Origin of the sequence: Rhodococcus sp. OK519 (genome assembly GCF_003051005.1) — a bacterium.
GTDB lineage: Bacteria > Actinomycetota > Actinomycetes > Mycobacteriales > Mycobacteriaceae > Prescottella.
Genome location: NZ_QAOW01000014.1, coordinates 1 through 26219 on the forward strand (window position 1 = coordinate 1; position 26219 = coordinate 26219).

Sequence of the window (26219 nt, forward strand, 5' to 3'; positions counted from 1 at the left end):
CACACTGTTGAGTTCTCAAAGAACACGCGCACACCATCACTCGAAACCCTAAGATTTCTCACTCCGGGGCAACCGTTCCAGCCTAACCCGATCCCGCACCGGAAGCAAATCCGGCACTTTCTCGGCCACCCGAAGGCGCTCCACAACCCTACACGAGAGAAGAAAAGCAACTTCCAGGAGTATCAGGCGCTCCCCGTACAACCTCGTTTTCCCTCGCTGACCTGTGAAGATCGCGTCCGGGTCGGTGTCCGTGTCGCTCTGACTTGGAATAAGTTACGCGAACCGTCCGAAGAATGCCAAATCGCCTGGTCGAGCCACATGGATCGCCTGAAAGTGCGTCCCACGGTCCGCCCTGGCGACTACAGAGTCAAGGAACCCAGTACTTGGTCGCCAACGCCTCGACGAGCGGGTCGTTCTCCGCCACCTCGTCGAGGGCTGCCAGGTCCGAGTCGATCGCGACCAGGCGCGGATCATCGCTCTCGACTTCTTCCACGGGGTGCCCCCCGTTCTCGGACAGCTGGCGCAGGAGTTTCTCGCGAACGCGGGCCTTCAGCGAATCGCTCACCTCCCGAGCATGCCGTCTCGCGCGCCGACCTGTCGAGGCCTTTCGTCACGAGTCGTCGTCGGATCGACGGAACGTCCTCCTCGCTACCGGTATCAACGTCACCAACGCGCCTATGAGGAGGATCAGCCAGAAGATCTCCATCCACACGACCGACCACCTCCTTCCCGGGGAGGGCCGGCCGCGTATCCGCCGGCTGCACTGTCCATCGTCCCCTAGCCGGCCCTCCCTCGCCGACGGCTGGCGACCCACGTCTCGCCACACTGCGAAGCGCAGTGAGCAGGCCCCGGAATGCCGAAGGGCCCCTCACCTGGTTTCCCAGGTGAGGGGCCCTTGCGGAGCTGCCTGCGAGAATCGAACTCGCGACCTTTTCATTACGAGTGAAATGCTCTACCGACTGAGCTAAGGCAGCGTGCCTTTCGGCGCGTGCGAGTCTAGCGCGAACCCCCGGCCCTAATGCAAATCGGGCGTCGGTCTACCTGAACTGCGCGCCCAGGCGGGCGACAAGTGCGTCGACCGCGAACTTGGGCTTGACGTTCTGATCGAGTGCCTCTCGACAGTCGAGGATCGCCTCGATGCACCGCAACAGTCCCTCACGGGACGTCCGCCCAGACAGTTCCGCCGCGTGTTCGGCCATGTCCGGATGGTTCGGTGTCGCGGACGACCCGAAGGAGTAGGCCAGCGCATCACGGTAGAGGCCGGCCAGGTCGATCAAGGCGCGATCGAGCGAATCGCGTCCGGTTCGGGTCGCACGCGACTTCTGACGTCGTTCGAGGTCCTTGAGCACTCCCGCCGATCCGCGTAGTGCGCCTGCCGCACCTTTACCGGTGCCGCCGGCACCGAGGGCCGTCCTCATCTCCTCGGTCTCACGCTCGTCGCGCTCGGCCGTCAGCGCCTTGGCCTCGAGTTCCGCCGCCCGCACCAAGTCCTCCGCCGCCGCGTACGCGGTGCCCGGTCGCAGCGCCGCGTGTGCGAACTCGAGCGCGCGCTTGCGTCGTGCTCTGGCGTCCTCGTCTCGAGCGAGGCGCCGAGCCCGTCCGACATGTCCGCCACAGACCGACGCCGCCCAAGCTGCGGTGTCGGCATCCAAGTGGTCACGCTCCTGCAAGACCTGTGCAATCGCTTCCACCGTCGGCGTCACCAACGGAACGTGCCGACACCGCGAACGCAGAGTCACCGAGATGTCCTGGGGGTCCACCGAAGGAGCACACAAAAGGAACACCGTCCGCTCCGGCGGTTCCTCGACGACCTTGAGCAATGCATTGGCTGCGCCCTCGGTGAGACGGTCGGCGTCCTCGACGACCACTACCTGCCATCGACCGGTACTGGGCCGCCGCGATGCGGTCTGCACGATGCCGCGCATCTCGCTGACACTGATACTCAGTCCCTCGGGCACCACCCTGCGGACATCACCGTGGGTGCCGGCCATGGTCGTCTTGCAGGCCTGGCATTCCCCGCAGCCGGGGGCGCCGTCGGATGTGCACTGCAGCGCCGCGGCGAAACACAGTGCCGCGACCGAACGGCCCGACCCGGGGGGACCGGTGAACAGCCACGAGTGCGTCATCCGTGAACCCGCATTGCCGCCGCGGGCGGCGGTCGCGGCAGCCGTCAGCTCGGCCTCGACGTACTCCTGGCCGACCAGTCGATCGAATACACCCGCCACGCGCCGAGCCTAACGGTCGATGCCGACAACCACGGCGCGGCCGCTCACGACTTCTTCGCCGCAGCCTTCTTGGCCGGAGCCTTCTTGGCAGCGGTCTTCTTCGCCGCAGCCTTCTTGGCCGGAGCCTTCTTCGCGGCAGCCTTCTTCTTCACCGGTCCGCGGGCACGGCGATCGGCGAGCAGTTCGGAAGCACGCTCGTCGGTGATGGACTCGACCTCGTCGCCCTTGCGCAGGCTCGCGTTGGTCTCACCATCGGTGACATAGGGGCCGAATCGTCCGTCCTTGATGACCATCGGCTTTCCCGTGGCGGCATCGTTGCCGAGTTCACGCAGCGCTGCCGCAGCCGAAGCCTGCCGTCCACGCCGCTTGGGCTCGGCGTAGATCTTCAGCGCGTCCTCGAGGGTCACGGTGAACATCTGATCCTCGTTCTCCAGGGAACGGGAGTCGGTGCCCTTCTTCAGATACGGGCCGTAACGGCCGTTCTGCGCGGTGATCTCTTCCTTCGACTCCGGATCGACACCGACGACACGCGGCAGCGAGAGCAGCTTGAGCGCGTCCTCCAGCGTCACGGTCTCCAGGTCCATCGACTTGAGCAGCGAGCCGGTGCGCGGCTTCGGACCGGCAGCCTTCTTCGCGGCCTTCTTCGCGGGAGCCTTCTTGGCGGGTGCCTTCGTCTTGGTCGTACCGTCAGCCGCAGTCTCGACCGGGACGATGTCCGGTGTGGGCTCGGGAGCCGGCTCGGGAAGGATCTCGGTGACGTACGGGCCGAACCGGCCTTCCTTCGCAACGATCTCGTGCCCGGTCAGTGGGTCGACGCCGAGCTTCCGTCCCTCCTGCGGGGTCGCGAACAACTTCTCCGCGTACTCCGGAGTGAGCTCATCCGGCGGCAAGTCGTCGGGCAGGTTCGCACGCTGCGAGACGAGATCCCCGTCGGGATCGTCGGGGTTCTGGACCATCCGCTCGAGGTACGGCCCGAAGCGTCCGACGCGCACATGGACCTCACGACCCTCGGCGTCATCGAACAGACGGATCGAGTTGATCTCGCGAGCGTCGATGTCTTCGAGGTTCTCGCCGACCATCTTCTTGAGACCACCGGCACGCGCGATCGAATCGTCCGCCGCGGCCGTGTCACCGAAGTAGAAGCTCGACAGCCAGTTGCCACGCTGCTCGCGACCACCGGCGATCTCATCGAGATCGTCTTCCATCGCAGCAGTGAAGTCGAAGTCGACGAGCCGACCGAAGTGAGTCTCGAGCAGTCCGATGACCGCGAACGCGACCCAGGACGGGACGAGCGCGCTGCCGCGCTTGTAGACGTAGCCGCGGTCGAGGATGGTCTTGATGATCGACGAGTACGTCGACGGGCGACCGATCCCGAGTTCTTCGAGGGTCTTGATGAGGCTCGCCTCGGTATAGCGGGCGGGCGGGTTGGTCGTGTGACCGTCCGGATCGAGCTTGGTGGCGGTCACGCCTTGACCCTGAGACAGCGCCGGGAGGCGCGACTCGGCGTCATCGGACTGGCCGCCGGCCTCCTCGTCGACGCTCTCGACGTACGCCTTGAGGAAGCCCGCGAACGTGATGGTGCGACCGGACGACGAGAACGTGCACTCCTCGCCCGTGCCGGCGGTGCCGGTGATGCGCAACGTGAGCGTGGTGCCGCGCGCGTCGGCCATCTGCGATGCGACGGTGCGCTGCCAAATCAGCTCGTACAGGCGGTACTCGTCGTGCTCGAGTCGCGAATGCAGCTGGCCGGGCGTCTGGAAGACATCGCCCGCGGGGCGGATCGCCTCGTGTGCTTCCTGCGCATTCTTGACCTTGCGCGTGTACTGGCGCGGGGTGGCATTGACGTACTCGGCGCCGTACAACTCGGTGGCCTGGGCACGTGCTGCGGTGATGGCCGACTGCGACAGCGTCGTCGAGTCGGTACGCATGTACGTGATGTAACCGTTCTCGTACAAGCGCTGCGCGACGCGCATCGTCCGCTCCGACGAGAAGCGCAGCTTGCGCGCGGCCTCCTGCTGCAACGTGGACGTCATGAACGGCGCGTAAGGCTTGCGCGTGTACGGCTTGTCCTCGGCGGACGAGACGACGAGGTCGACACCTTCGAGCGCGTCGGCGAGACGACGGGCGTGTGCCTCGTCCAACACGGTGACGCCGGTGGACTTGAGGAGGCCGTCGGGTCCGAAATCGCGGCCGGCCGCGACGCGGGAGCCGTCGACCGAGACGAGACGTGCACCGAAGGCGCGGGGGCTGGCAGAGGCGCCGGCGTCGAGCGTGGCCGAGATGTCCCAGTACTCCGCCGAGCGGAAGGCCATCCGCTCACGCTCGCGCTGCACGATGACGCGCGTCGCGACGGACTGCACGCGGCCCGCCGACAGCCTCGGCATGACCTTCTTCCACAGGACCGGGCTGACCTCGTAGCCGTAGAGGCGATCGAGGATGCGGCGGGTCTCCTGCGCGTCGACCAGATCGTTGTCGAGATCGCGGGTGTCCTCGGCGGCCGCGCGGATCGCGGGCTCGGTGATCTCGTGGAACACCATCCGGCGGACCGGGATCTTGGGCTTGAGCGTCTCGAGGAGATGCCAGGCGATGGCCTCGCCCTCGCGGTCGGGGTCGGTCGCGAGGTACAGCTCGTCGGCGTCCTTGAGGAGGCTCTTGAGCTCGGTGACCTTCGACTTCTTCTCCGGGCTGACGACGTACAGCGGCTCGAAGTCGTGATCGACATTGACGCCGAGACGGGCCCACGGCTCGCCCTTGTACTTCGCGGGTACGTCCGCCGCACCTCGCGGCAGGTCACGGATATGGCCGACCGATGCCTCCACGACATAGTTCTTGCCGAGGTAGGGCGCGATCTTCTTGGCCTTCGTCGGTGACTCGACGATGACGAGGCGGCGCGTGCCGGACGCTCCGTCCGCCGTGCTCTTCTCCCGTGATGCCACCTGTTGTCCGCACCTTTCCTGCTCGATCAGTGCTGCCGCAGCACCTGATGCGAATCTCGTCTCCGTCCCCGTTATACCGGGTCCGGTCAGTAACAGGGTGTCACACCGGGAAGCCGAAGACGTAGATCCGTCCCCGTCCGTTCGCTCAAATGTGCGGCCAGTTGCGGCGAGCGTCCGGATCGTCGGGTGGCTCGCCGATGTTCTCCGCCAGGTGCATCAGCCGCCTTCTCCCGGAAATACGCAATCCCGGCGCGGATCCCCTGATTCCGACAATCGTCGGCGCGACGCCGGCTCGCATGAGCGACTGCGCCAGGACGACATGGGTATCGGGCGCATGCGGATCCAGGCCGAGTAGATAGCGCTGACCGTCCGCTTCCACCCGACCGGCCGCCAGCACCCACGCTCGCTGTTCCCGCGCGCCGGGAATCCACCCCGCAGGAACCGACTTGACCGCACCCCGCGTCCATCGGGCGGCAAGATCGGCCAAATGGGGCACCGGCGCGGTGCGGACGAGTGGCCGTCCCTCCTCGGACCTGCCGATCTCGGCGTCGAGCTCTGCCTCGTTCATCAACGCAGCGATGGCATCGGCGCGCCAGAGGCTGTCGACGACGACGGACACCCGCGCGCCGTCCCTCGACGAGACCACCTGCCCCTGGGCCGCCAGTAACCCACCGAGGTCGGTGACCGCAGGGGGCACCGACTCGGCGGAGAAGAACGAAAGCTGGGCCACAAGTGGACACTAGGCCACCCGTTCGCGTTGTTCGCGTGGATCGCGCATCTGAATGGGCGCGTTTACGTAGCGAACCGATTCGGCGCGAATAGTCCGCGGACAACGGCACAGGTCTCGAACGCAGTAGTCCCCCACTGCCGAGAATGGGCAGCGGGGGACTACTCAGACAATGGCCCTAGCGGCCTGTTTTGCCTGTCGTTCAGTTCTGTCGTTCGTCAAGAACGAATCAGATAGCGCGAACGCCGGTGGCCTGCGGGCCCTTGGTGCCCTGGCCGACCTCGAACTCGACGCGCTGGTTCTCTTCCAGGGTGCGGAAACCGCTGCCCTGAATCTCGGAGTAGTGGACGAAGACGTCAGCGGAGCCGTCCTCGGGAGCGATGAAGCCGAAGCCCTTTTCCGCGTTAAACCACTTCACAGTGCCCTGTGCCATGCTTTTCCTTCTCTTTCTTACACCGGATTCGATGGACAGCACATCCGGTCCACCGGGCCGGTTCCGACCGCTGTACTTTCTCGATTCCCCCTCAGGAACGCACAAGCACCGCGCTCGCAACATCGATCCTGCGGGCGTGTAAACGAACACAGAAGCTGCGACCAGGTCATAGTCAACCACGTCCGACCCGCCCGCAACAGTCGAAAGACGAACAAAAACTGCAAATAGATGATCTTGCACGGAGTGCCACTTCGACTACTCCCCGGTACACCCCTCGCCGATATTCGACCCCGGTCGCAGATAGGATGAAAACCGCAGGTCCAACGCGTAACCGACACCCAGTGCACGCACCGACGACATTTTCCGAGAGGCCCCCGTGAATCCCCCGCCCTACCCTCGGCGCGCCGACGAAATCGGCGACGACACGTACGGAGGGATGCTTCTCGATCGAATTCTGGCGGGTACCCCGGCAGGCGAGCGCCCGCTCACCTTCACCGCGGAACTACCACCCCGCGTGTCGAGCTACTCCGAATGGCCGGAATGGGCGGACCCGGCGGTCGTGCGCGCACTCGAATCGGCCGGAGTCCCGCGACCGTGGAGCCACCAGGCCGCGGCCGCGTCGATCGCGGCGGCAGGGGAACACGTCGTGGTCTCGACGGGAACCGCGTCAGGTAAGTCGCTGGCCTATCAGCTTCCCGTCCTCACCGACCTCGCGGGCGACTCCCGAGGTACCGCGCTGTACCTCTCGCCGACCAAGGCGCTGGGCGCCGACCAACTCCGTGCGGCCGTGACCCTCACAGAATCCGAACCGGTGCTGCGGTCGATCCACCCGAGCGCCTTCGACGGCGACACCTCGACCGAGCTCCGGCAGTGGGCCCGGTCGAACTCACGCTGGATCTTCACCAACCCCGACATGCTGCACCTCGGGATCCTGAGATCACACCAGCGGTGGGCGCACGTGCTGCGCAACCTCCGCTACGTCGTGGTCGACGAATGTCATTCGTATCGCGGCGTGTTCGGATCCAACGTCGCGTTGGTGCTGCGGCGACTGCGCCGCATCGCTGCGCGTTACGGCGCACACCCGGTCTTCGTGCTCGCCAGCGCCACCACGGCCGACCCAGGCGCGGCCGCATCCCGACTGATCGGGGCCCCGTGCGCGCAGGTCACCGAGGACGGCTCACCACACGGCCCCCGCACGATCGCGCTGTGGGAACCCCCGTTGCTCACCTCGGTCACGGGAGAGAACGGGGCCCCGGTCCGGCGGCCGGCGGCCTCGGAGGCGTCGCGCATCATGGCAGACCTGCTGGTCGAGGGCGCCCGTACCTTGACCTTCGTCCGGTCCCGACGGGGCGCCGAACTCACCGCGATCGGCGCACGACGCGCGCTGTCCGAGGTAGATCCCGATCTGGCCGACCGGGTCGCCGCGTACCGCGCCGGATACCTCGCCGAGGATCGCCGCGAGCTCGAGGCCGCCCTCGGCGACGGTCGACTCCTCGGCGTCGCGACCACCAATGCCCTGGAACTCGGAGTCGACATCGCCGGCCTGGACGCCGTCGTCGTAGCCGGCTTTCCCGGGACCATCGCGTCGTTCTGGCAACAGGCCGGACGCTCCGGTCGGCGGGGCGAGGGCTCTCTTGTCGTGCTCGTCGCGCGCGACGACCCACTCGACACGTATCTCGTGCACCATCCCTCAGCACTGCTCGACCGCCCCGTCGAGGCAACCGTCACCGACCCGACGAATCCGTATGTGCTCGGACCGCAACTGCTCTGCGCGGCGCTCGAACTGCCCCTGACCGACGCCGAAGTGGCGGACTTCGGCGCGATCGACGTACTGACCGAGTTGGCGGAACAGGGCCTCATTCGACGTCGCGCGCACGGCTGGTTCGTGACCGCCGAATCGGATCCGCACAGCTCACTCGACATCCGGGGCGGCATCGGCAAGCAGGTCGCGATCGTCGACGGCGAGTCCGGCCGACTCCTGGGCACGGTGGATGCCGGCCGCGCGCCGGCGACCGCCCATCCGGGCGCCGTCCACATCCATCAAGGGGAATCGTTCGTCGTCGACCATCTCGACCTCGAGGAGGGCCTCGCCCTCGTCCATCCCGAGGAACCCGACTGGACGACGTCCGCCCGCGAGACGACCGACATCGCGATCGCCGACATCGCCGAACACAAGCCGTACGGAGATGTCGGCGTCGCGCTGGTGCAGGTCGAGGTGACGCATCAGGTGGTGGGCTACCTGAGACGGCTCTCGTCGGGCGAGGTACTCGATTCGGTGGAGCTCGACATGCCCGCGCAGACCCTGCGCACCCGCGCCGTGATGTACACGATCACCCCGGAACTGCTCGAGGAACACGGTATCGGCGCCGACCGGGTCCCCGGCGCCCTGCACGCCGCCGAGCACGCCGCCATCGGGCTGCTGCCACTCGTGGCGACGTGTGACCGCGGCGACATCGGCGGCGTCTCGACCGCGCTGCACCCGGACACCGGACTGCCGACCGTGTTCGTCTACGACGGACACCCGGGCGGAGCCGGGTTCGCCGACCGCGGGCACGCCGAACTGGTCCGCTGGCTCAGCGCGACGCGGGACGCGATCGAGTCGTGCGAGTGCGCGGCCGGATGTCCGTCGTGCGTGCACTCCCCCAAGTGCGGCAACGGCAACCATCCTCTCGACAAGGACGGCGCCGTCCGGGTCCTGACCGCGATCCTCGACGCCGTGTCACCGTCCCCGAACCCTGCGGTCTGACGGATCACTCGACGGGGCCGGCCCGCGCGACGGCGCGGGCCGGCCCGATCGGGAACACACCCGAACTCGTCGCAGCCGCCGTCGACACAACGACCTCCCAGCCGTCGACCGAGCAGTCAGCAAGTTCGACGCGCATCCGACGGGCGATGGTCGATGCTGCGGCGCAGGCGGATTCGTCACCACTTCCGAGTGCGTACGCGGCAGCGAGGGCCGAGAGATCGGCTGCGGACTGAGCACGATGCCGATTGACGACGACACCGCCGAGGTGGGCAAACGCTGCCGTCACCACCACGAGTCCGGCCAGGGCGAAGCACGCAAGCACTGTCGCGCCACCGGACTCGTCCCGCAGCAGTCGCGTCCTTCTCATCCGGTCTCCGACCTGGGTTCCCGAGCGGCAACCGCCTCGGCGGACAGTTCGACGAGAGGGAACAGCGCCGCCCGGGCACGGACCGTCGCGACGACGAACTCGCCGTCGTCGCGGACCGCGATATCCGCATTGCCCGGGGCGACCCGGCGGGCCACGACGACCGCGTTCGCACGGTCGTCCCGTGCGGCCAGCCGAGCAGCCTCCCGAGCAGCGTCGATGCAGCGCACCTGCGTGGACACGGCCGCGATCGCCCCGATACAGAGCACGACGACCGTCACGATGGAGGCGATAGCGATCGCCGCCTCCACCGTGACCGCGCCGGCATCCGCACGAAGACCGGCGCGCGTCGTCACACCGACGTCGCGAGCGCCTTGTCGATGATCCCGGTCAACGCAGACACAATAGAATCCCCGGTCACCACTGTGTACAGCACCGCGCCGAACGCGGCGGCAGCGATAGTGCCGATCGCATATTCGGCCGTGGACATGCCGTCGTCGCCCGTCGAAGCCAGCATGATCCGCGCCTGGATCCCCCGAAACATCTTCGACCACATTGTCGTCCCCCTTCATCCTTACCGGCACGGCGAGTCCGCACCGAGGTATTTCGTTCCGCTCACAGCAGCCCACCCTCGAGCACTCGACCGGCCAACCCGATCACCACCGGGACGATGCCCAGGCAGACGAACGCGGGCAGGAAGCACAGGCCCAACGGCCCACCGATCAGCACGCCGGCCTTCTCCACGGCGGCGATCGCGCGGTCCTCGGCCTCGGTTCGCTGCTGGGTCGCGAGTTCTGCCATCGCCGACGACAGAGCTGCACCCGAACGCGCGGACCGTCGGGCCATCCGGGCCAGCGCCTCGGTGGCAGGCTCCGACTCCACGACGTCCCACGCTGTTGCCGGATCCGCACCGAGCGCGATCCGATCTGCAGTTCGCCGGAGCGACTGCCCCAACGGTTCGGGCGCCGACCGTGCCACCGCGACGATCGCCTCAGACACGGGCAGACCTGCCTTCAGGCAGGCGGCCAGCAGGTCGAAGGTGCCTGCGACAGCGAGCGGATCCGGCGGGCCGGGAGACGATCCCGGAGCGGCCCGACCGTCGTCGGAGCTCGTGACCTCGGGGCTACCCCCGACACGCAGACGCCTTCGGATGCGATCGCTGCCCGGCACGGCCACCACCGCCGCCGCCAGCAACAGTGCGGACACCCACATCACGGCACCGCTCGGTCGACGATGCGGTCGGTCCACGCGAGGCCGAGCGCGACCAGGACCGTTCCCGCCACCAGCAACGCGCTGCCGAGGCCACCCCCGGCCAGAACCCGCACGGGTGCCGCTCCCATCAGTTGCCCCAGGCCGATCCCCAGCACCGGGAGCCCCGCCAGCACCGCACCGGTGGCCCGCGCACCGGCGAGGCCGGCATCGGCGCGTGACCGGAATCTACTGCGGCCCTGCAGATCCGAACGCGCCGCCTGCAGCAGTTCGGCAAGTGGAAGTCCACGGGACTCGGCGACCGACCACGCCTCGGCCAGTCGCGACAATTCGTCGGCGACAACGCTGCCCGGCAGCGACAGACCGCCGGCCGCCGACCCACCCAGGCGCGCTCGCCCCGCGGCCGTTCGCAGCGCCGTCGACGCGTCACCGTGACAGTCCTGTGCGGCCGCGTCGCACGCGACCGCAGGGTGGGCGCCGACGCCCAGTTCGCCGATCACGGCTTCGAGGCCGGCCAGCACCTGCGCCCGTTCACGGTCACGAGACCGGGCCGCGGCGCCGCGGCGGTGACGTCGGCGCACGGTGGCCACGACGACCACGACAGCGAAGGCGGGGCCTATCGCCCCGATGACCGCGACCGGCACGCATGCCACGAAGGCGGCGTCGAACGGCGAGAGTCGGCGCCACACGGGCGGGCGCGGCGGCGTCCCGCCGGACCTCGGCGGCAGCGCGGACCGCAGTCGCCCGACTGCCCCGCGAGTGGGCACCATCAGGAGAGCCGCGGCGAGCGTGAGCACGATCGCGCTCACGCTGCATTTCTCCGAACCAGCATGTCGTGCAGAATTTTTCCTGCCGGGCCCTCTCCCCCGTGCCGCGTCCACGCAGGCACCACCTCGACCACCCCCGCCGCATCCCGGCACAGGACCGCGATCTCCACCAGGCGCCGGCGCCCCTGCGCGTCACGTTCTACGTGAAGCACGACCTGAACCGCAGCCGACAACTGGCTGTGCAACGCGGGCCGGTCGAGTCCACCGAGAGCCGCCAGTGCCTCGAGCCTTGCCGGTAGTTCGCGCGGCGAATTGGCGTGCACCGTGCCGGCACCACCATCGTGGCCCGTGTTGAGCGCCGTGAGGAGGTCGACCACCTCCGCACCTCGCACCTCACCGACGACGATGCGGTCGGGACGCATCCGCAACGACTGCCGCACGAGATCGCGGACAGTCACCTCGCCGACGCCTTCGACATTCGGGACCCTCGCGACCAACCGCACCACGTGCGGGTGCGCCGGCGCCAACTCGGCCGCGTCCTCGACACACACGATCCGCTCGGTCGGATCGACCCGACCGAGCAGCGCCGCCAAGATCGTCGTCTTGCCTGCACCGGTGCCACCCGTCACCAGAAACGCCAAACGCGCCAGGATGATTCGCTCGAGAAGATCTCGGGATTCTCGCGTCACCGCACCTGACGCCGCGAGCTCCTCGAAACCTTGTGTGGCTTGCCGGAGCACCCGCAGCGAGAGGCAGGTCCCGGCCTGCGCGACCGGCGCGAGGACGGCGTGCAAGCGAACACCGAAGTCCCCGTTGCCGACTGCGGGGAGTCGGCCGTCCACCCAGGGCTGCGCATCGTCCAGGCGGCGCCCGGCCGACAACGCGAGACGCTGGGCCAGCCTGCGCACCGACGCTTCGTCCACGAACGTCACATCGGTGCGTTCGAGCCCCGCACCCCGATCGACCCAGACCTCGTCCGGTGCGGTGACCAGGACGTCGGTAACCCCCGACAGTTCGAGTAGAACCTCGAGTGGTCCTGCGCCGGTCAGCTCGGTCCTGAGTACCCGCAGTGCGGCCAACAGGTCCGTGTCCGCGAGCACGCCGCCCGACTCCGAGCGGATGGCGGCGGCAACGGTCGCCGGCGTCGGCTCACCGTCCGCGGCGGCGAGGCGCTCCCGCACACGGTCCAGCAGTTCCGTCGAGAACAGCGCGCTCATGCGGCCCACCGCCCCGGTCGGGGACGCGCGTCGAGCACATCGAGCACCGCACGTGCCGCGGCAGCAAGCGGCGAACGACGCCCCAGGTCCAGCCCGCCGTGTTCGAGCGAAGCATCGAGGCGTGGGGCCGGCCGCATGGCCGCGATCACCGGCACGGACAAGGTTTCGGCAAGGTCACCGCCACGCAGACCGCCCGGCGCCGGGCCGCGAACCACGATGCCCCGGTGCGGGTTTCGTCGACCGATCCACGACAGGACACGCTCGGACGCCACACCACCGCGCACGGTGGCCGGAACCACCACCACTACCAGATCAGCAAGGTCGACGAGGCTGTCACCGACCTCGCAGGGATGACGAGCGACGTCGCACACCACAAGACTCCCCGCCCGGCGACCGGCCTCGGAGACAGCTGCCGCCGCAGCAGACGTCGGACCTCCGGCGGAGCTGCCGCGGCCACACGCGAGAACACTTACACCCGCTCGTGAGGGCAGCGCAGCGTGAAGGGCGTCCGCGAACACCCGTCCGCCCTCGACCGAGAGTCCGGACCACCGCAAGCCGGGTGCCGATTCCACACCCAGGAGCAGGTCGAGTCCACTCCCCAGCGGATCCGCATCGATCAGCAGTACTCCCGGCGCCCGCTCCGCCTTTCGAACCCGCGCGGCTTCGAGGGCGACCGCCGCCGCCATCGTCGACGCCCCGGCACCGCCGGCGCCCGCAACAACGGCTATGACCGCGCCACCCGCCTGCTGCCGGGTACCGCGTTCGGCGAAGACGGCGACAAGAACATCCTCGTCGTCCGGGATGCCGAGGACCCGATCGGCACCGACCTCCGCGCCGGCCTGCCAGTCCGCGATGGTCGGTACGCCCGCACAGACGACGACCACTCGGTCACGCCGAGGAAGGCGTGCGGCGCACTCGCGCGCAGCCGAGGCGTCGAGCACCACCAGATCCGCCGACACCCATGCACTGCGCCCGATCGGCTCCGCCGACTCGACAAACGATTGATCAGTAGCAGCGGCGACAGATCTGAGACTGTCCGTCACGGCGCGCTCTCGTGTCGCGACGAGCACCCCGCGACTGTCCGGGGCCCGCACGGCGAGGGGTTCGGTGGTCATGCTCGTCAGCCTGCGGCCTCGGCGCGCGTTCGAGGAGGCCGATCCGACGAATGTGGACGAAATCGGGGGCTGTGGATAACTTTTCGTACGTACGTACCACTTTTACGCGACGGAGTTGCCCTGGAAGGGGTCTCGCCTGCAAAGAAGGGGACGCCCGGAACATTCGGGCTGAGAAAAGGGACGACCCCCGCCAGGGGGGGAGGAGGCGGGGGTCGTCAGAGTTCAGCCCCGGGGGGTCGGGCTGAACACGCCTGGATCGCGTCCAGGTAGAAGCAATACTACACCCACGTCCACGATTGATTGCAAGTTCAGCGATCAATCCGACGCGCCCGGATCGCCGGGAACGTCCGGAAGCCTGTACCCGACCGAAGCCGCATCCACTCCCCTATTCTTGGTCAGGTGACCGCCGACCCGAGCGACCTCACCCAGCGCGGACGCGTCGCCGCGTTCTTCGACCTGGACAAGACGATCATCGCCAAGTCCAGCGCCCTCGCCTTCAGCAAGCCGTTCTTCGCCCAGGGACTCATCACCCGGCGGTCGGTGCTGCAGAGCAGCTACGCGCAGTTCCTCTTCGTCCTCTCGGGTGCCGACCACGACCAGATGGAGCGCATGCGCGCCAACCTGACGAACATGACCGCCGGCTGGGACGTCGAGCAGATCCGGGCCATCGTCGCCGAGACACTGCACGACATCGTCGATCCCCTGGTCTTCGCGGAGGCCGCGGACCTCATCGCAGACCACAAACTCCGCGGCCACGACGTCGTGATCGTCTCGGCGTCGGGCGAGGAGGTCGTCACTCCCATCGCCGCCGCCCTCGGCGTATCTCACAGCTGCGCGACACGCATGGTCGTCGAGGACGGCCGCTACACCGGAGAACTCGGGTTCTACTGCTACGGCAACGGCAAGGTCGAGGCAATGCGCGAACTCGCCGCACGAGAGGGCTACGACCTCTCCCGCTGCTATGCGTACTCGGATTCCGTGACCGATCTTCCGATGCTCGAGGCCGTCGGACACCCGACCGCCGTCAACCCCGATCGCGGCCTCCGCCGGGTCGCCATCGAAAGCGGTTGGCCCGTATTGTCTTTCTCGAATCCGGTATCGCTGCGTGCCCGATTGCAGGCACCCTCACGGTCGACGGTCACCGCCGCAGCAGCGGTGCTGTCGACCGCCGCAGTGGCCGGCGCGTTCACCTACGGGATGCGGCGGAGGAAACGGTGAACCCGCGTCTGCCACAAAGGAAAATTGCCTCTTGAAGTGGGTCGGAGCACAGGGTACAAAGGAGTTACGGAAGGCCGGAAAGCCAGGATCGATCCGGAAGAGAAGGACTGATCCCCCGAACGGACTTCCCAGCACGGGCACCAGGTACCCACGCGAAGCACAAGCCACTATAAGGGCAGAAGCGTTGTGGGCTTGCGTGACTCGGATGACTGACGGCAAGGACCCAGCACACGTTGCCGGGACGATCCGCCACCGCCCGAGCCCACGCCGAGGCCGTTGACACACAACCCACCTTGCACGCTTGGTAACCCGGCAGTCCGTGCTAGCGGGTGGCGGCACCGACAAAGATCGGTGGCACCACCCGCTTCGTATGCGCCGACCCGCCGCGCGACTTTTCCGCCTCAGCCGGCAGCGGCGGCATCGGCGATGGACATCGCCTCACGGGCACCCGCCTCCAGTGCGCCGCAGCACAGGATCAACCAACTGCCGACCCCCTCGGGCGTCGCCGACTCGAATCCGGCGATCCCGTCCAGGTACGCCGGCGCGCGGCGCATCCAGCTCACCTCGGGCACGCCCAGGTTGTGCGGGTCGAGGCCGGTCGACGTGGCAACCAGTCGGGATGCGGCGCGGGCCACGATGCCGTCGGCCACCCCGAACGGCCGCAGTGCCAGGAGTTCACCGTGCACGATCGCGGCCACCACCGGCGCCGGCGCGTTCGTTCCGCCGGTGACCAGTTGCGCCAGCATGTCGAGCCGCTCCCCTACGCCGGGATCCGTTCGGGGCCGTCCGAGCGTCGCAGCGTCGTCGACGAGGTCGGCGGCTGCCAATAGGTGCAGACGGGCCAGCGCCTGCAACGGCGCACGTTGCCACGTCTGCAGGATGATCGTGAGCGCCTCCCCGTCGAGCGCTTGTGCGACCCGCAACGCCCCGGACAGGATCGGATCGCCCACCGTTCCCGGCACAGGCAGTTCGGTAGATCCGCCGTCGATGGATGCGGACGCGCGAGCAGCGCGGACGGACGCTTCGGTGGCCGTCTTGGGCCAGTCCCGACGATTGGTCCGGTGCCGATGCACCTCGCCGAGTGCGTCACGCGCGCGGTCCGCCGCATCGACGACGCCCGGGAGGTCCAGCAGCGGCTGCAAGGGATCGGTCACGCGTCAGACGCTACCCGTCTGCGCGTAGCCGGAAGCCGCCCGGTACGGCGTCGAGGGCAATTCCCGTGCCGTGCGACGCGTCGCCTCTGGAACCTCGCCGACGCGAGCCGGGAGCTGCAGCCCACTCATCCGGCGTAGACGACCCGGCCGTCCACGAGAACCGTTCCCACGGCAGCAGAGTCGGGCGATCCGAGCATCTCGCGCAGGGGCACGTCGAGCACCACCAGGTCGGCAGACACCCCCGGGCGGACGCGCCGCGGCACACCACCAGGGTTGTCCGGTGGGGCGAGGTACGCCTCGAGCGCCCGCGGCGGATCGATCCGCTCGGACTCGCCGAGCACGACACCGGACTCGGTGCGACGACCGACCGCTGCGGCGATCACCGTCCACGGATCCAGAGGGCCGTAGGGGGCATCACTCGAAAGCGCCAGGGCCACTCCGGCATCGAGTAGGCTGCGGCACCGGTACAGGTCCGGGTGGTCCCGCTCGTCGACCCGGGCACGGTAGTCGTCGCCCCGGTCGGCAATGAATCCCGGCTGCGTGACGATCGTCAACCCGCGCTCACGCAGTACGCCGACGACCTCGGCCGGCACGATCGAAGCGTGCTCGATGCGATCCCCCGGCACGCACCCGACCTCGTCGAAGGCGGCGAGCAGTATCATCAACGATTCCCGCGTCACGCTGTGCACGGCCACGGCACGGCCCTCGGAGTGGACGCGGGTGATCGTGTCCATCAGTCCGACCAGGTCCGGCGGCTCGGAGTCCGCGAGCACGATCTTGTACGGCCCCACGGTCACCCGGGTGCCCCGCTCCGGGACCGGAGTGGAGCCGGGCGGTACCCCCAATAGGTGGAGACGCTGTGGCAGTTGGCCGTTCGCGGCATCAGCCATGAGCGCAGCGAGCGATCCGGGAGCCAGATCGGGAGTGGCGTCCGTGACCGCGGTGACGCCGAGGCGTGCGAGATCACGCCCGACACCGGCGAGACCGGGCGGTTTCCCGGAGGGCAGTCGTTCCCGCAGCGCGTCGTCGGCGCGCCACACACGCCCGGTCGGCTGCCCCTCCGAATCGCGTTCGACCCCGGGATGCCGCACGTCGACGAGGCCCGTGGCGCGCAGCGCCGCACTGTTGAGCATCCACAACGCGCCGCTGCGATGCTGAACGCGAACGGGCCGTGCCGAATGCAGGCGATCGAGCATCGCGGCGTCGAGCAGGCCCGCGACCGTCTCGACGTACCCGACGCCGCGGACCCATCCGCCGTCGTCCTCGGATTCGGCCTCGGAAAGGGCGCGGGCCAGGTCGTCCGGCCCCCGGACGTCGGGCGGGCCACACCGGACTGACATCCGCGACGCCGCCAGCGCGTGCAGATGCAGGTGGTGGTCGACCAGGCCGGGCAGCACCGCGCCACCGCGGGCGTCGAGTGTGTCTCCGCGCGGAGGCCGAAGTCCCACACCGATCTCGGCGACCCGACCGTCGACGATCCACACGTCGAGGCCCGGCCGGCCGGCCACCTCTGCGTTGCGGATGACGAATTCGCCTATCACGCAGAGATCCCCATCTCGCGCAGCACCCGGACGGTGTCGCGGCCCGAGTCGGGCGCATGCCCGGCCGAGCCCGGCCGCCGAGCCGGAGCCGCGATCTCGACGTCCTCGGATTCGGCGGCGACCATCCAGCGGCCGCGGCGGCGGAACGTCACAGGCGACGGCTCGCCGGGCGGACTCGAGGTGGATGCGACGACGTCGGACATCGAGACCTCCCACAGCTGCCCGCCGCCGGTGGGCGGCTCGGTCATGGCGCAGACCGCGGCGGTGAGACCCGTGAGCGGATCGGCGATCGCGTCACCGACGAACGTCGGCCATCCGCCCGCGTCGCGAGCGACGAGTCCACTCGACGCGGCGACGTCGTCGCCGAAACCGATTGCATCGCTGTCACGTCCACGGGCCGTGATCGACACCCACGCGGTGCCGGCTGCGGCTGCCGCATGCGCGTCGAGCCCGAACCTCGCCAGCGCGCGTGGGCGCGATGCCTCGACGACGATATCGGCGGCCGCGACCAGACGCGCCATGGCCGTGCGCCCACTGGCCGTTGCCGGATCGAGAACCACGGACTCGTGGCCGGCGTGCAGCAGGTCGTAGAAGTCGCGATTGCCGAATCTGGCCCCGTCCGGACGGTTCGGGGTCTCTACCTTGACCACCCTGGCCCCGGCGGCACCGAGCAGATGCGAGCACAGCGGCCCGGCCCACAGCGCACTGAAGTCGACCACCAGCATCCCCTCCACCGAGCGGGGACGGACGGCGGCCGGGACCACTGCGGCGCTCGTCTTCCGGACCACCGGGGCAGCGGCGACGCCCAACAGTTCGGCGCGCTCGAGCAGATCCGCACCGGAGTGCTCGAGCAACCACGCCCGGACGTACGGCCAGGGATCGTCGTCGACGTCGTGCCCGACCAGCGCTCCGAGGAGGACGGGATCGTCCGGACGGGCGCACGAGACCGCAGCCCAACCGTCGGCAGTGGGCAGCAGTCGACAGTGCCGTCCGACCGACACGGACCCGCCCCGGACGCCTCCCGTGTACGCGGCGCGTTCGGACAGCAGTCGGGCACCATCCACGTGGACCGGATGTGCGGTGTCACGAGTCGCGGCAGCGATCCAGTCGGTGAGTTCGCGCGCATACGAGGCCGCCCGACCCGGCGGTAAGACGGGCGGGCCGTCGGCACGACCGGTCAGGGCCACCACGCCGCTCTCGGCCCAGTCCCCGATCCGGTCCCTGCGGTCTCTCACCGATGCGGCCGGCAGCCGTGTTCCGCACTCCACACAGCCACTCTTGCACAGGGCATTTCGATCGGAGCGGCGCTACTCTCCCGAACCCCGCCGACGACCGGACGGGACGGCGTCGAGCAGGCGTCGGGTGTACTCGTGCCCGGGACGCTCGAACACGTCTTCCGCGGCCGCCTCCTCCACCACCCGCCCGCCGTGCATCACCACCACCCGGTCGGCGATCCGCCGCACCACCGCCAAGTCGTGGCTGACGAACACGTACGTCAGGCCCAGGTCGCGCTGCAGGTCGTCGAGCAGCCGCAAGATCTGGTCCTGCACCACGACGTCGAGGGCCGAGACCGCCTCGTCGCACACGAGCAGTTCCGGCCCGGGAGCGAGCGCACGGGCGATCGCAACCCGCTGCCGCTGCCCACCGGACAGTTCGGCAGGGAACCGGCGCGACAGATCGGCGGGCAGGGCGACGCGGTCGAGGAGTTCGCGGACCCGCCGGGCGCGCTCGACGCGGCCACCGATGCGGTGCACCCGAAGCGGTTCCTCCACGATCCGAAACACCGAGTACGTCGGGTCGAGGCTGCCGTAGGGGTCTTGGAACACGGGCTGGACCCGGCGCCGGAACGCCTTCTCTCCGCGACCGAGCGCGGCCGGGTCGGTGCCGTCGAACAGGACCGAGCCGCCGTCGGGAGGCAGCAGTCCGAGGATCATCCGCGACACCGTGGTCTTGCCCGATCCGGACTCGCCGACGATCGCGGTGGTGGTCCCGCGGTGCACGGTGAACGAGACGTCGTCGACAGCGGTCACCTCGGTCCGTCTGCTGCGGAATACCTTTCGCAGGCCGTCGACGACGAGCAGCGGAGCCGCGTCAGGGGACGCGACTGGCCGGGTCCGTTCGATGCCGAGCGATGGTGCCGCGGCCACGAGCCGCCGGGTATACGGATGCTCGGGTTCAGTGAGGATCCGTTCCGGAGAACCGGATTCGACGACCGTCCCCTCGTGCATCACGACGACGTGTTCGGCGCGTTCGGCGGCGACCCCGAGGTCGTGCGTGATGAGCAGGACCGCAGTGCCCAATTCACCCGCCAGGTGCTCGAGATGGTCGAGGACGCGTTGCTGGACGGTCACGTCGAGGGCCGACGTCGGCTCGTCGGCAATGAGCAGACGCGGGCGGGCCGCGAGACCGATCGCGATGAGAACCCGCTGTCGCATCCCGCCCGAGAACTCGTGCGGGTAGCGGCCGGCGCGGGCCTCGGCGTCGTCGAGTCCGGCTTCCGCGAGCAACTCGGCCGCCCGCCGACGGGCGGCCCGCCCCTTCGCCACCCCGTTGGCCGACAACGTCTCCCGCACCTGGAACCCGATCTTCCAGACCGGATCGAGGTTGGTCGCGGGATCCTGCGGCACGAATCCGATTCCGCTCCCACGGATCCCGACGAACACTCGTTCCGGCGCGTGAGTCAGGTTGCGCCCTTCGAATGCGATGCGCCCGCCGGTCACGCGGCCGCCGCCGGGCAGCAGGCCGATCAGCGCGTGGGCGAGCGTCGACTTCCCGGAACCGGACTCGCCGACGATCGCGACAGTCTGCCCGGGCTCTACCGTCAGATCGACGCCGCGGACCGCGCGCACCGCGGTGGCGCCGGATCCGAAGCTCACTTCGAGCCCCTCGAGGGCGAGCAGTGGCGCGGTCATCGGCGTCTCGCTCTCGTCGGATCCAGAGCGTCGCGCAGGGAGTCCCCGAGCAGGACGAAGCCGAGCACCGTGATCGCGAGGGCGCCGGCCGGATAGAACAGAATCGTCGACCCACGCCGCAGCGTCACCTGCGCGGTACTGATGTCGCCGCCCCACGACACCGTGGTGGACGGCAGCCCGATCCCGAGGAACGACAGCGTCGCCTCCGTGACGATGAACGTCCCGAGCGACATGGTGGCGACGACGATGATCGGAGCGAGCGCGTTGGGCAGCACGTGCCGCACGAGGATCGACGGGCTCGACATTCCCACTGCACGGGCAGCGAGTACGTAGTCGTGGGACTTGGCCGAGATGACTGCTCCACGAGCGATTCTCGCCATCTGCGGCCATCCGAACAGGGCAAGCACCGCCACCACCGTCCAGATCGTCCGCTGGGCGAACAACTGCATCAATACAATCGCGGCGAGGATCAGCGGAATGCCGAAGAAGATATCGGTGATACGCGAGAGCACCGAATCGGCCCAGCCACCGTAGTAGCCGGAGAGGGCGCCGAACAGGACCCCGATCGCCAGGACGGCCGCGGTGACGCACACCCCGACGGTGACGGAGGGGCGGGCGCCGTAGATCGTGCGCGCGTACACGTCACATCCCTGTCGGTCGAAGCCGAACCAGTGTCCCGAACGCGGCGGTCCGAGACTGTCGGCGATGTTGCAGTAGCGCGGGTCGACACTCGTGAACAGCCCCGGGAACAGCGCGATCGCGACCACGACGAGCAGGATGACGCACGCCACCAGGAACATCGGCCGCCGACGCAGTCGACGCCACGCCGATCCCCACATCCCACGCTCGTCAGGCATAGCGAATCCGCGGATCGAGGACGGCGTACAGCAGGTCCACCAGAAGGTTCGCGATCAGATACACCACGACGAGGACGCTGACGAAGGACACGACCGTGGGTGCCTCGCCGCGGATGACGGCCTGGTAGATGGTGCCCCCTACCCCGTTGATGTTGAAGATGCCCTCGGTGACCACCGCGCCGCCCATCAGCGCCGCAAGGTCCACACCCAGGAACGTGACGACCGGGATCAGAGAATTGCGCAGCACGTGCACCCACACGACCCGCGGCCGCGACAACCCCTTCGCCGTGGCGGTCCGCACGAAGTCGGCGTGCAGCGTCGTCGCGACCGATGTGCGCGTCAAGCGCAGGACGTACGCGAACGAGACGGCCGCGAGCACGCACGCCGGCAGTATCAACCGCGGCAGGCTGGTGTCAGCGCCTACCGTGGGAGGCGCCAGGCCCCACCGGATCCCGATGAAGAACTGTGCGAGGAAGCCGAGGACGAACACCGGGATCGCGATGAGGACGAGGCTCAGGATCAGGACGGTGCCGTCGAACACGCCACCCTGCCGGAGACCGGCGATCAGTCCGGCCCCGACGCCGAGCACCGTCTCGATGACGATGGCCGTGAGCGCGAGCTTCAAGGTGATCGGGAAGGCCTGCGCCAGCACCTCACCGACGGGCCGGCCGGAGAACGACGTACCGAAGTCGAGCGTCACGAGCCCCTTCAGGTACAGCAGATACTGCACCAGGAACGGTTGGTCCAGGTGGTACCGGGCTCGCAACTGCTCCGTCACCGCGGGGGTGAGCGCCCGGTCCCCGGCGAGGGCAGCGACAGGATCACCGGGCAGCAGGAACACCAGCGCGTAGATCAGGAAGGTGGTTCCGAGGAACACCGGAATCATCTGCAGCACACGCCTGCCGGTATAGCGAAGCATTGCTACCCCTTCTCGACGAGGTAGTAGAGCGGCACGCCATCCCACCCGATTCGCACGTTCGTGACGTACTCCGACCACCCGCCCGACGCGTTGCGATTCCAGTTCGGCACCGCGGGCAGATCACGCAGGAGGATCTCCTGCGCGCGATCGATCAGCCGCTGTGACTCCTCCGGGTCGGTCGCACCGGCCGACGCCCGCAGCAGAGCGTCGAACTCCGGGTTGGAGTATTCGCCGTCGTTGGAACTGCCTCCCGTCTGGTAGTTCTGGGCCAGGAACCCGTACTGCTGCGGGTAGTCCGCCTGCCAACCCGATCGGAATGCGGTCCGGATGGTCCGTTCGGTGGCCTCGGTCCGCAGTTGCGCGAACGTCGGATACGGCGCGCCCCGCGCGTCGATGCCGAGCGTGTTGCGGATGCTGTTGCTCACCGCATCCACCCAATCCTGATGTCCGCCGTCGGAGTTGTAGGCGATCGCGAACGTCCCGCTCCACGGCGATATCGCGTCGGCCTGCGCCCACAGCGCCCGCGCACGATCGGGGACGAAGTCGAGATTTCCCGATCCGGACAGGCTCGGCGTCCAGCCTGGAACAGCCGGGCTGGTGAAGTCGCGCGCCGGTGTACGGGTGCTCGCGAACAACCGTTCGGTGATCTGCTCGCGGTCGATCGCCTGCGAGATCGCCTGCCGGCGCAGCCGTCCCTCCTCGCCACCGAAGTGCGGCAGCCGTTCCGGGATGGTGAATGTCTCGATCGTCGCGGACGGCTGGTTGACCGTGCGGCCCGGCAGGTCCTCTTCGAACGTGTCCAGTGCGCTGGACGGGACACCGTCGAGGACGTCGAGGTTGTTCGACAGCAGGTCGGTGTAGGCGGTGTCGAGGTTGCTGTACATCACGAAGGTCAGCCCCTCGTTGCGCGCGACCCGTGCGCCCCGATAGTCGGGGTTCGTCGTCAGGTCGATGCGCACATTATGTTGCCACGCATCGTCGTTCGTGAACCGGTACGGGCCGTTGCCGATCGGGTGCTGCCCGAACGCGGCCATGTCGGCATACGCGGCCTGCGGCAGCGGGTAGTACGCGGCAAACCCCAACCGTTTCGGGAACGCCGATTCGGGTTGCTTCAGCGTGATCGTGAACGTCCGATCGTCGAGCACCTCGAGCCCGGACATCGTCGTCGCGGTCGGGTTCGCGGCGGCTACCTCGTCGTAGCCCCGAATCGGATCGAAGAACGACGACTGCAGTTGCGCGTTGGTGGACAACGCGCCGTAGTTCCACGCGTCGACGAACGAGTTTGCCGTGACCGGGGTTCCGTCAGTGAAGGTCCACCCGTCCTCGAGCGTGACGGTGTAGCGCTGCCCGTCGAACGTCTCGATCGATTGCGCCACCTCGTTCTCGACGTCTCCTTCGGCGGTGTACGACACCAGGCCGGCGAACAGCGCATCGAGCACCCGTCCACCCGTGTTCTCCCCGGTGTCGGTCGGGACCAACGGGTTCTGTGGCTCGCCGCTCCAGGCATAGATGGTGTGCGCACTCGGAGCAGTGCTCCCTGTGCACGCCACGAGCAGCGCCGACGCCAGCACCACGACAAGCGCCGACGCCCCCGCAGTCGACCGCCGAACAGCCACCGCTCACCTCCCGAAACACTCGGTTGGTTCCTGTGACGATAGGCAGCGACCGTGGTGGCCGTCGGAGTCCAGGCGCTCCCGGACTGGATCGGCACCCGTTCGAGGCCCGATCGCAACGTCCCACACGGCAACGACCGCCCGTCGCACCGTTTCGACCGATCGGCGCACGTGGCGACCGCTCGATGGGAGGGAATCATGCGACCCCCGCCACCTGTGACTACCCTCACACGTGCGACAACTGTCGATTTCGACCCGGAAAGAAGGCAAGCCGAGATGACGAGCAGTGCTACCGACGCACCCCAGGTGTACCCGCCCAGCGCGGAGTTCACGGCCGCGGCGAACGCAGGCCCCGAGTTGCAGGCCGAGGCCGACCGCGACCGCCTCGCCTTCTGGGACACCCAGGCCCGGCGCCTGGACTGGGCCACTCCGTGGACCGAGGTCCTCGACTGGTCGGACGCGCCCGTCGCCAAGTGGTTCGTCGGCGGCGAACTGAACGTCGCCTACAACTGCGTCGACCGGCACGTGATCGCCGGCAACGGCGACCGGGTCGCGATCCACTTCGAAGGCGAGCCCGGCGACAGCCGCGACATCACCTACAACGACCTGCTGGCCGAAGTAAGCCGCGCGGCAAACGCTTTCACCGAACTCGGCCTCGTCGCGGGTGACCGCGTCGCGATCTACATGCCGATGATCCCCGAAGCCATCGTGACGATGCTGGCGTGCGCCCGACTCGGCCTCACCCACTCGGTGGTGTTCGCCGGATTCTCGGCGACCGCGCTGCGCTCACGTATCGACGACGCCGCCGCCAAGCTCGTCGTCACCGTCGACGGGCAGTGGCGTCGCGGCCAGGCCGCCCCACTCAAGCCCGCCGTCGACGAGGCCGTCTCCGGCGCCGAATCCGTACGGAACGTGTTGGTGGTCAAGCGAACCGGCATCGACGTCGACATCACCGAGGGCAGGGACCTGTGGTGGCACGACACCGTCGAGAAGGCGTCCGACACGCACGAGGTGCAGGCCTTCGACGCCGAACACCCGCTGTTCATCCTCTACACGTCCGGCACGACGGGTAAGCCCAAGGGCATCATCCACACCTCCGGCGGCTACCTGACGCAGGCGTCGTACACGCATCACAACGTGTTCGACCACAAGGCCGGCCAGGACGTCTACTGGTGCACCGCCGACATCGGCTGGGTCACCGGGCACAGCTACATCGTCTACGGCCCGCTGAGCAACGGCGTCACGCAGGTGGTCTACGAGGGCACCCCCAACTCCCCCGACGAGCACCGGCACTTCCAGATCATCGAGAAGTACGGCGTCTCCATCTACTACACCGCGCCGACGCTGGTGCGCACGTTCATGAAGTGGGGCCGCGAGATCCCCGACGCGCACGACCTGTCGTCGATCCGCCTGCTCGGCTCGGTGGGCGAGCCCATCAACCCGGAGGCGTGGCGCTGGTTCCGCGACGTCATCGGCGGCGGCACCGCGCCGATCGTCGACACGTGGTGGCAGACCGAGACCGGCGCGATCATGATCTCGCCACTGCCCGGCATCACCGCCACCAAGCCCGGTTCCGCGATGGCCCCGCTGCCCGGCATCTCCGCGAAGATCGTCGACGACGAGGCCCACGAACTCGGCGCCGGCGGCAGCGGCTACCTGGTCCTCGACGAGCCGTGGCCGGCGATGCTACGCGGCATCTGGGGCGACATGGAGCGCTACAAGGACACCTACTGGTCGCGCTACGCCGAAGAGGGCTGGTACTTCGCCGGCGACGGCGCCAAGTACGACGAGGACGGCGCCCTGTGGGTGCTCGGGCGCGTCGACGACGTCATGAACATCTCCGGTCACCGCATCTCGACGTCCGAGGTGGAGTCGGCGCTCGTCGGGCATCCGTCGGTCGCCGAAGCCGCCGTCGTCGGCGCCGCCGACGAGACCACCGGTCAGGGCATCGTCGCATTCGTGATCCTGCGCGAAGGTATGGAGAACACCGGCGAGGCGCTGATCGCCGAACTGCGCTCACAGGTGTCCACCGAGATCTCCCCGATCGCGAAGCCGCGGCAGATCACGGTCGTACCCGAACTGCCGAAGACCCGCTCCGGCAAGATCATGCGTCGTCTGCTGCGCGACGTCGCCGAGGGCCGCGATCTGGGCGACACCTCGACGCTGGTCGATCCCAAGGTGTTCGACGCCATCCGCGGCAAGTAGCCACCGAACACACGGGGGTCCTGCAGTCCGAACCGGACTGCAGGACCCCCGTTCTGCGTTT

22 protein-coding genes and 1 tRNA gene are annotated in these 26219 nt (G+C 68.5%); 3 read left to right on the forward strand and 20 right to left on the reverse strand.

What is annotated here, in order from left to right:
• Nucleotides 1-367: 367 nt before the first annotated feature.
• The 6 genes from C8K36_RS23175 to C8K36_RS23200 all read right to left on the reverse strand — a co-directional run bounded on the left by C8K36_RS23175 (nt 368) and on the right by C8K36_RS23200 (nt 6321).
• The gene (locus C8K36_RS23175) at nt 368-565 is read right to left on the reverse strand and encodes a hypothetical protein (RefSeq protein ID WP_107987401.1); all 198 of its coding nucleotides are present in this window, start codon (nt 563-565) and stop codon (nt 368-370) included.
• Between the two features lie 336 nt (nt 566-901).
• A tRNA-Thr gene (locus C8K36_RS23180) sits at nt 902-974 on the reverse strand.
• Nucleotides 975-1037: 63 nt separating this feature from the next.
• A complete protein-coding gene (locus tag C8K36_RS23185) occupies nt 1038-2225 on the reverse strand; it encodes a DNA polymerase III subunit delta' (protein ID WP_107987402.1) in 1188 nt (395 codons plus the stop codon).
• A gap of 44 nt (nt 2226-2269) precedes the next feature.
• Complete coding sequence (gene topA, locus C8K36_RS23190; RefSeq protein WP_107987403.1) at nt 2270-5161, reverse strand: type I DNA topoisomerase; 2892 nt, start codon at nt 5159-5161, stop codon at nt 2270-2272.
• Nucleotides 5162-5306: 145 nt separating this feature from the next.
• Entirely contained in the window at nt 5307-5891 is a 585-nt protein-coding gene (locus tag C8K36_RS23195) for a hypothetical protein (protein WP_107987404.1), read from the reverse strand.
• Between the two features lie 226 nt (nt 5892-6117).
• Entirely contained in the window at nt 6118-6321 is a 204-nt protein-coding gene (locus C8K36_RS23200) for a cold-shock protein (RefSeq protein WP_005515803.1), read from the reverse strand.
• A 436-nt stretch (nt 6322-6757) separates the two neighbouring features.
• Between C8K36_RS23200 and C8K36_RS23205 the strand changes: the two genes are divergently transcribed.
• Entirely contained in the window at nt 6758-9067 is a 2310-nt protein-coding gene (locus C8K36_RS23205) for a DEAD/DEAH box helicase (RefSeq protein ID WP_107987435.1), read from the forward strand.
• A gap of 4 nt (nt 9068-9071) precedes the next feature.
• Here the strand turns inward: C8K36_RS23205 and C8K36_RS23210 are convergent, their stop codons facing one another.
• The 7 genes from C8K36_RS23210 to ssd are packed head-to-tail and all read right to left on the reverse strand — an operon-like array spanning nt 9072 to nt 13739.
• Entirely contained in the window at nt 9072-9434 is a 363-nt protein-coding gene (locus C8K36_RS23210; RefSeq protein ID WP_107987405.1) for an Rv3654c family TadE-like protein, read from the reverse strand.
• Nucleotides 9431-9787, reverse strand: a complete 357-nt coding sequence (locus C8K36_RS23215) for a TadE family type IV pilus minor pilin (protein ID WP_107987406.1) — start codon at nt 9785-9787, stop codon at nt 9431-9433. Before C8K36_RS23215 ends, C8K36_RS23210 begins: the two co-directional genes overlap by 4 nt.
• On the reverse strand, nt 9784-9987 hold the full coding sequence (locus C8K36_RS23220; RefSeq protein WP_107987407.1) for a DUF4244 domain-containing protein: 204 nt from the start codon (nt 9985-9987) through the stop codon (nt 9784-9786). Before C8K36_RS23220 ends, C8K36_RS23215 begins: the two co-directional genes overlap by 4 nt.
• Nucleotides 9988-10046: 59 nt before the next feature.
• Nucleotides 10047-10643 carry a type II secretion system F family protein gene (locus C8K36_RS23225; protein WP_107987408.1) on the reverse strand — a complete coding sequence of 199 codons (597 nt, stop codon included), beginning with the start codon at nt 10641-10643 and terminating at the stop codon, nt 10047-10049.
• The gene (locus C8K36_RS23230; RefSeq protein WP_219910042.1) at nt 10643-11449 is read right to left on the reverse strand and encodes a type II secretion system F family protein; all 807 of its coding nucleotides are present in this window, start codon (nt 11447-11449) and stop codon (nt 10643-10645) included. The genes C8K36_RS23225 and C8K36_RS23230 overlap by 1 nt, the downstream gene beginning before the upstream one ends.
• Nucleotides 11446-12624, reverse strand: coding sequence for a TadA family conjugal transfer-associated ATPase (locus C8K36_RS23235; RefSeq protein WP_107987437.1), 1179 nt, complete (start codon nt 12622-12624; stop codon nt 11446-11448). Before C8K36_RS23235 ends, C8K36_RS23230 begins: the two co-directional genes overlap by 4 nt.
• A complete protein-coding gene (gene ssd / locus C8K36_RS23240) occupies nt 12621-13739 on the reverse strand; it encodes a septum site-determining protein Ssd (RefSeq protein WP_107987409.1) in 1119 nt (372 codons plus the stop codon). Before ssd ends, C8K36_RS23235 begins: the two co-directional genes overlap by 4 nt.
• Nucleotides 13740-14138: 399 nt before the next feature.
• Here ssd and C8K36_RS23250 point away from each other — a divergent pair, with 399 nt between their 5' ends.
• Nucleotides 14139-14957, forward strand: coding sequence for an HAD family hydrolase (locus C8K36_RS23250; protein ID WP_107987411.1), 819 nt, complete (start codon nt 14139-14141; stop codon nt 14955-14957).
• 401 nt (nt 14958-15358) lie between these two features.
• On the opposite strand, the gene C8K36_RS23255 is transcribed toward C8K36_RS23250, so the two are convergent.
• The 7 genes from C8K36_RS23255 to C8K36_RS23285 form a co-directional block, all read right to left on the reverse strand.
• Nucleotides 15359-16111 carry an oxidoreductase gene (locus C8K36_RS23255; RefSeq protein WP_107987412.1) on the reverse strand — a complete coding sequence of 251 codons (753 nt, stop codon included), beginning with the start codon at nt 16109-16111 and terminating at the stop codon, nt 15359-15361.
• A gap of 125 nt (nt 16112-16236) precedes the next feature.
• Complete coding sequence (locus C8K36_RS23260; RefSeq protein WP_107987413.1) at nt 16237-17652, reverse strand: amidohydrolase family protein; 1416 nt, start codon at nt 17650-17652, stop codon at nt 16237-16239.
• A complete protein-coding gene (locus C8K36_RS23265) occupies nt 17649-18887 on the reverse strand; it encodes a CoA transferase (RefSeq protein WP_258195570.1) in 1239 nt (412 codons plus the stop codon). The genes C8K36_RS23260 and C8K36_RS23265 overlap by 4 nt, the downstream gene beginning before the upstream one ends.
• A gap of 72 nt (nt 18888-18959) precedes the next feature.
• On the reverse strand, nt 18960-20564 hold the full coding sequence (locus C8K36_RS23270; protein ID WP_107987414.1) for an ABC transporter ATP-binding protein: 1605 nt from the start codon (nt 20562-20564) through the stop codon (nt 18960-18962).
• Nucleotides 20561-21421, reverse strand: a complete 861-nt coding sequence (locus C8K36_RS23275) for an ABC transporter permease (protein ID WP_420910934.1) — start codon at nt 21419-21421, stop codon at nt 20561-20563. Before C8K36_RS23275 ends, C8K36_RS23270 begins: the two co-directional genes overlap by 4 nt.
• Complete coding sequence (locus tag C8K36_RS23280) at nt 21414-22340, reverse strand: ABC transporter permease (protein ID WP_107987416.1); 927 nt, start codon at nt 22338-22340, stop codon at nt 21414-21416. The genes C8K36_RS23275 and C8K36_RS23280 overlap by 8 nt, the downstream gene beginning before the upstream one ends.
• Nucleotides 22341-22342: 2 nt before the next feature.
• Nucleotides 22343-23956 (reverse strand): peptide ABC transporter substrate-binding protein, encoded by a 1614-nt coding sequence (locus C8K36_RS23285; protein WP_107987417.1) that lies wholly within the window; start codon nt 23954-23956, stop codon nt 22343-22345.
• A gap of 273 nt (nt 23957-24229) precedes the next feature.
• On the opposite strand from C8K36_RS23285, the gene acs reads away from it, so the two are divergent.
• The gene (gene acs, locus C8K36_RS23290) at nt 24230-26158 is read left to right on the forward strand and encodes an acetate--CoA ligase (RefSeq protein WP_107987418.1); all 1929 of its coding nucleotides are present in this window, start codon (nt 24230-24232) and stop codon (nt 26156-26158) included.
• Nucleotides 26159-26219: the final 61 nt, after the last annotated feature.

Excerpts from the sequence above, each read along its gene's own strand:
- C8K36_RS23200 (WP_005515803.1), bottom strand. The coding sequence starts at position 6,321 with ATGGCACAGGGCACTGTGAAGTGGTTTAACGCGGAAAAGGGCTTCGGC.
- C8K36_RS23205 (WP_107987435.1), top strand. The coding sequence starts at position 6,758 with ATGCTTCTCGATCGAATTCTGGCGGGTACCCCGGCAGGCGAGCGCCCG.
- C8K36_RS23210 (WP_107987405.1), bottom strand. The coding sequence starts at position 9,434 with ATGAGAAGGACGCGACTGCTGCGGGACGAGTCCGGTGGCGCGACAGTG.
- C8K36_RS23220 (WP_107987407.1), bottom strand. The coding sequence starts at position 9,987 with ATGTGGTCGAAGATGTTTCGGGGGATCCAGGCGCGGATCATGCTGGCT.
- C8K36_RS23225 (WP_107987408.1), bottom strand. The coding sequence starts at position 10,643 with ATGTGGGTGTCCGCACTGTTGCTGGCGGCGGCGGTGGTGGCCGTGCCG.
- C8K36_RS23235 (WP_107987437.1), bottom strand. The coding sequence starts at position 12,624 with ATGAGCGCGCTGTTCTCGACGGAACTGCTGGACCGTGTGCGGGAGCGC.
- ssd (WP_107987409.1), bottom strand. The coding sequence starts at position 13,739 with ATGACCACCGAACCCCTCGCCGTGCGGGCCCCGGACAGTCGCGGGGTG.
- C8K36_RS23270 (WP_107987414.1), bottom strand. The coding sequence starts at position 20,564 with ATGACCGCGCCACTGCTCGCCCTCGAGGGGCTCGAAGTGAGCTTCGGA.
- C8K36_RS23275 (WP_420910934.1), bottom strand. The coding sequence starts at position 21,421 with ATGCCTGACGAGCGTGGGATGTGGGGATCGGCGTGGCGTCGACTGCGT.
- C8K36_RS23280 (WP_107987416.1), bottom strand. The coding sequence starts at position 22,340 with ATGCTTCGCTATACCGGCAGGCGTGTGCTGCAGATGATTCCGGTGTTC.
- acs (WP_107987418.1), top strand. The coding sequence starts at position 24,230 with ATGACGAGCAGTGCTACCGACGCACCCCAGGTGTACCCGCCCAGCGCG.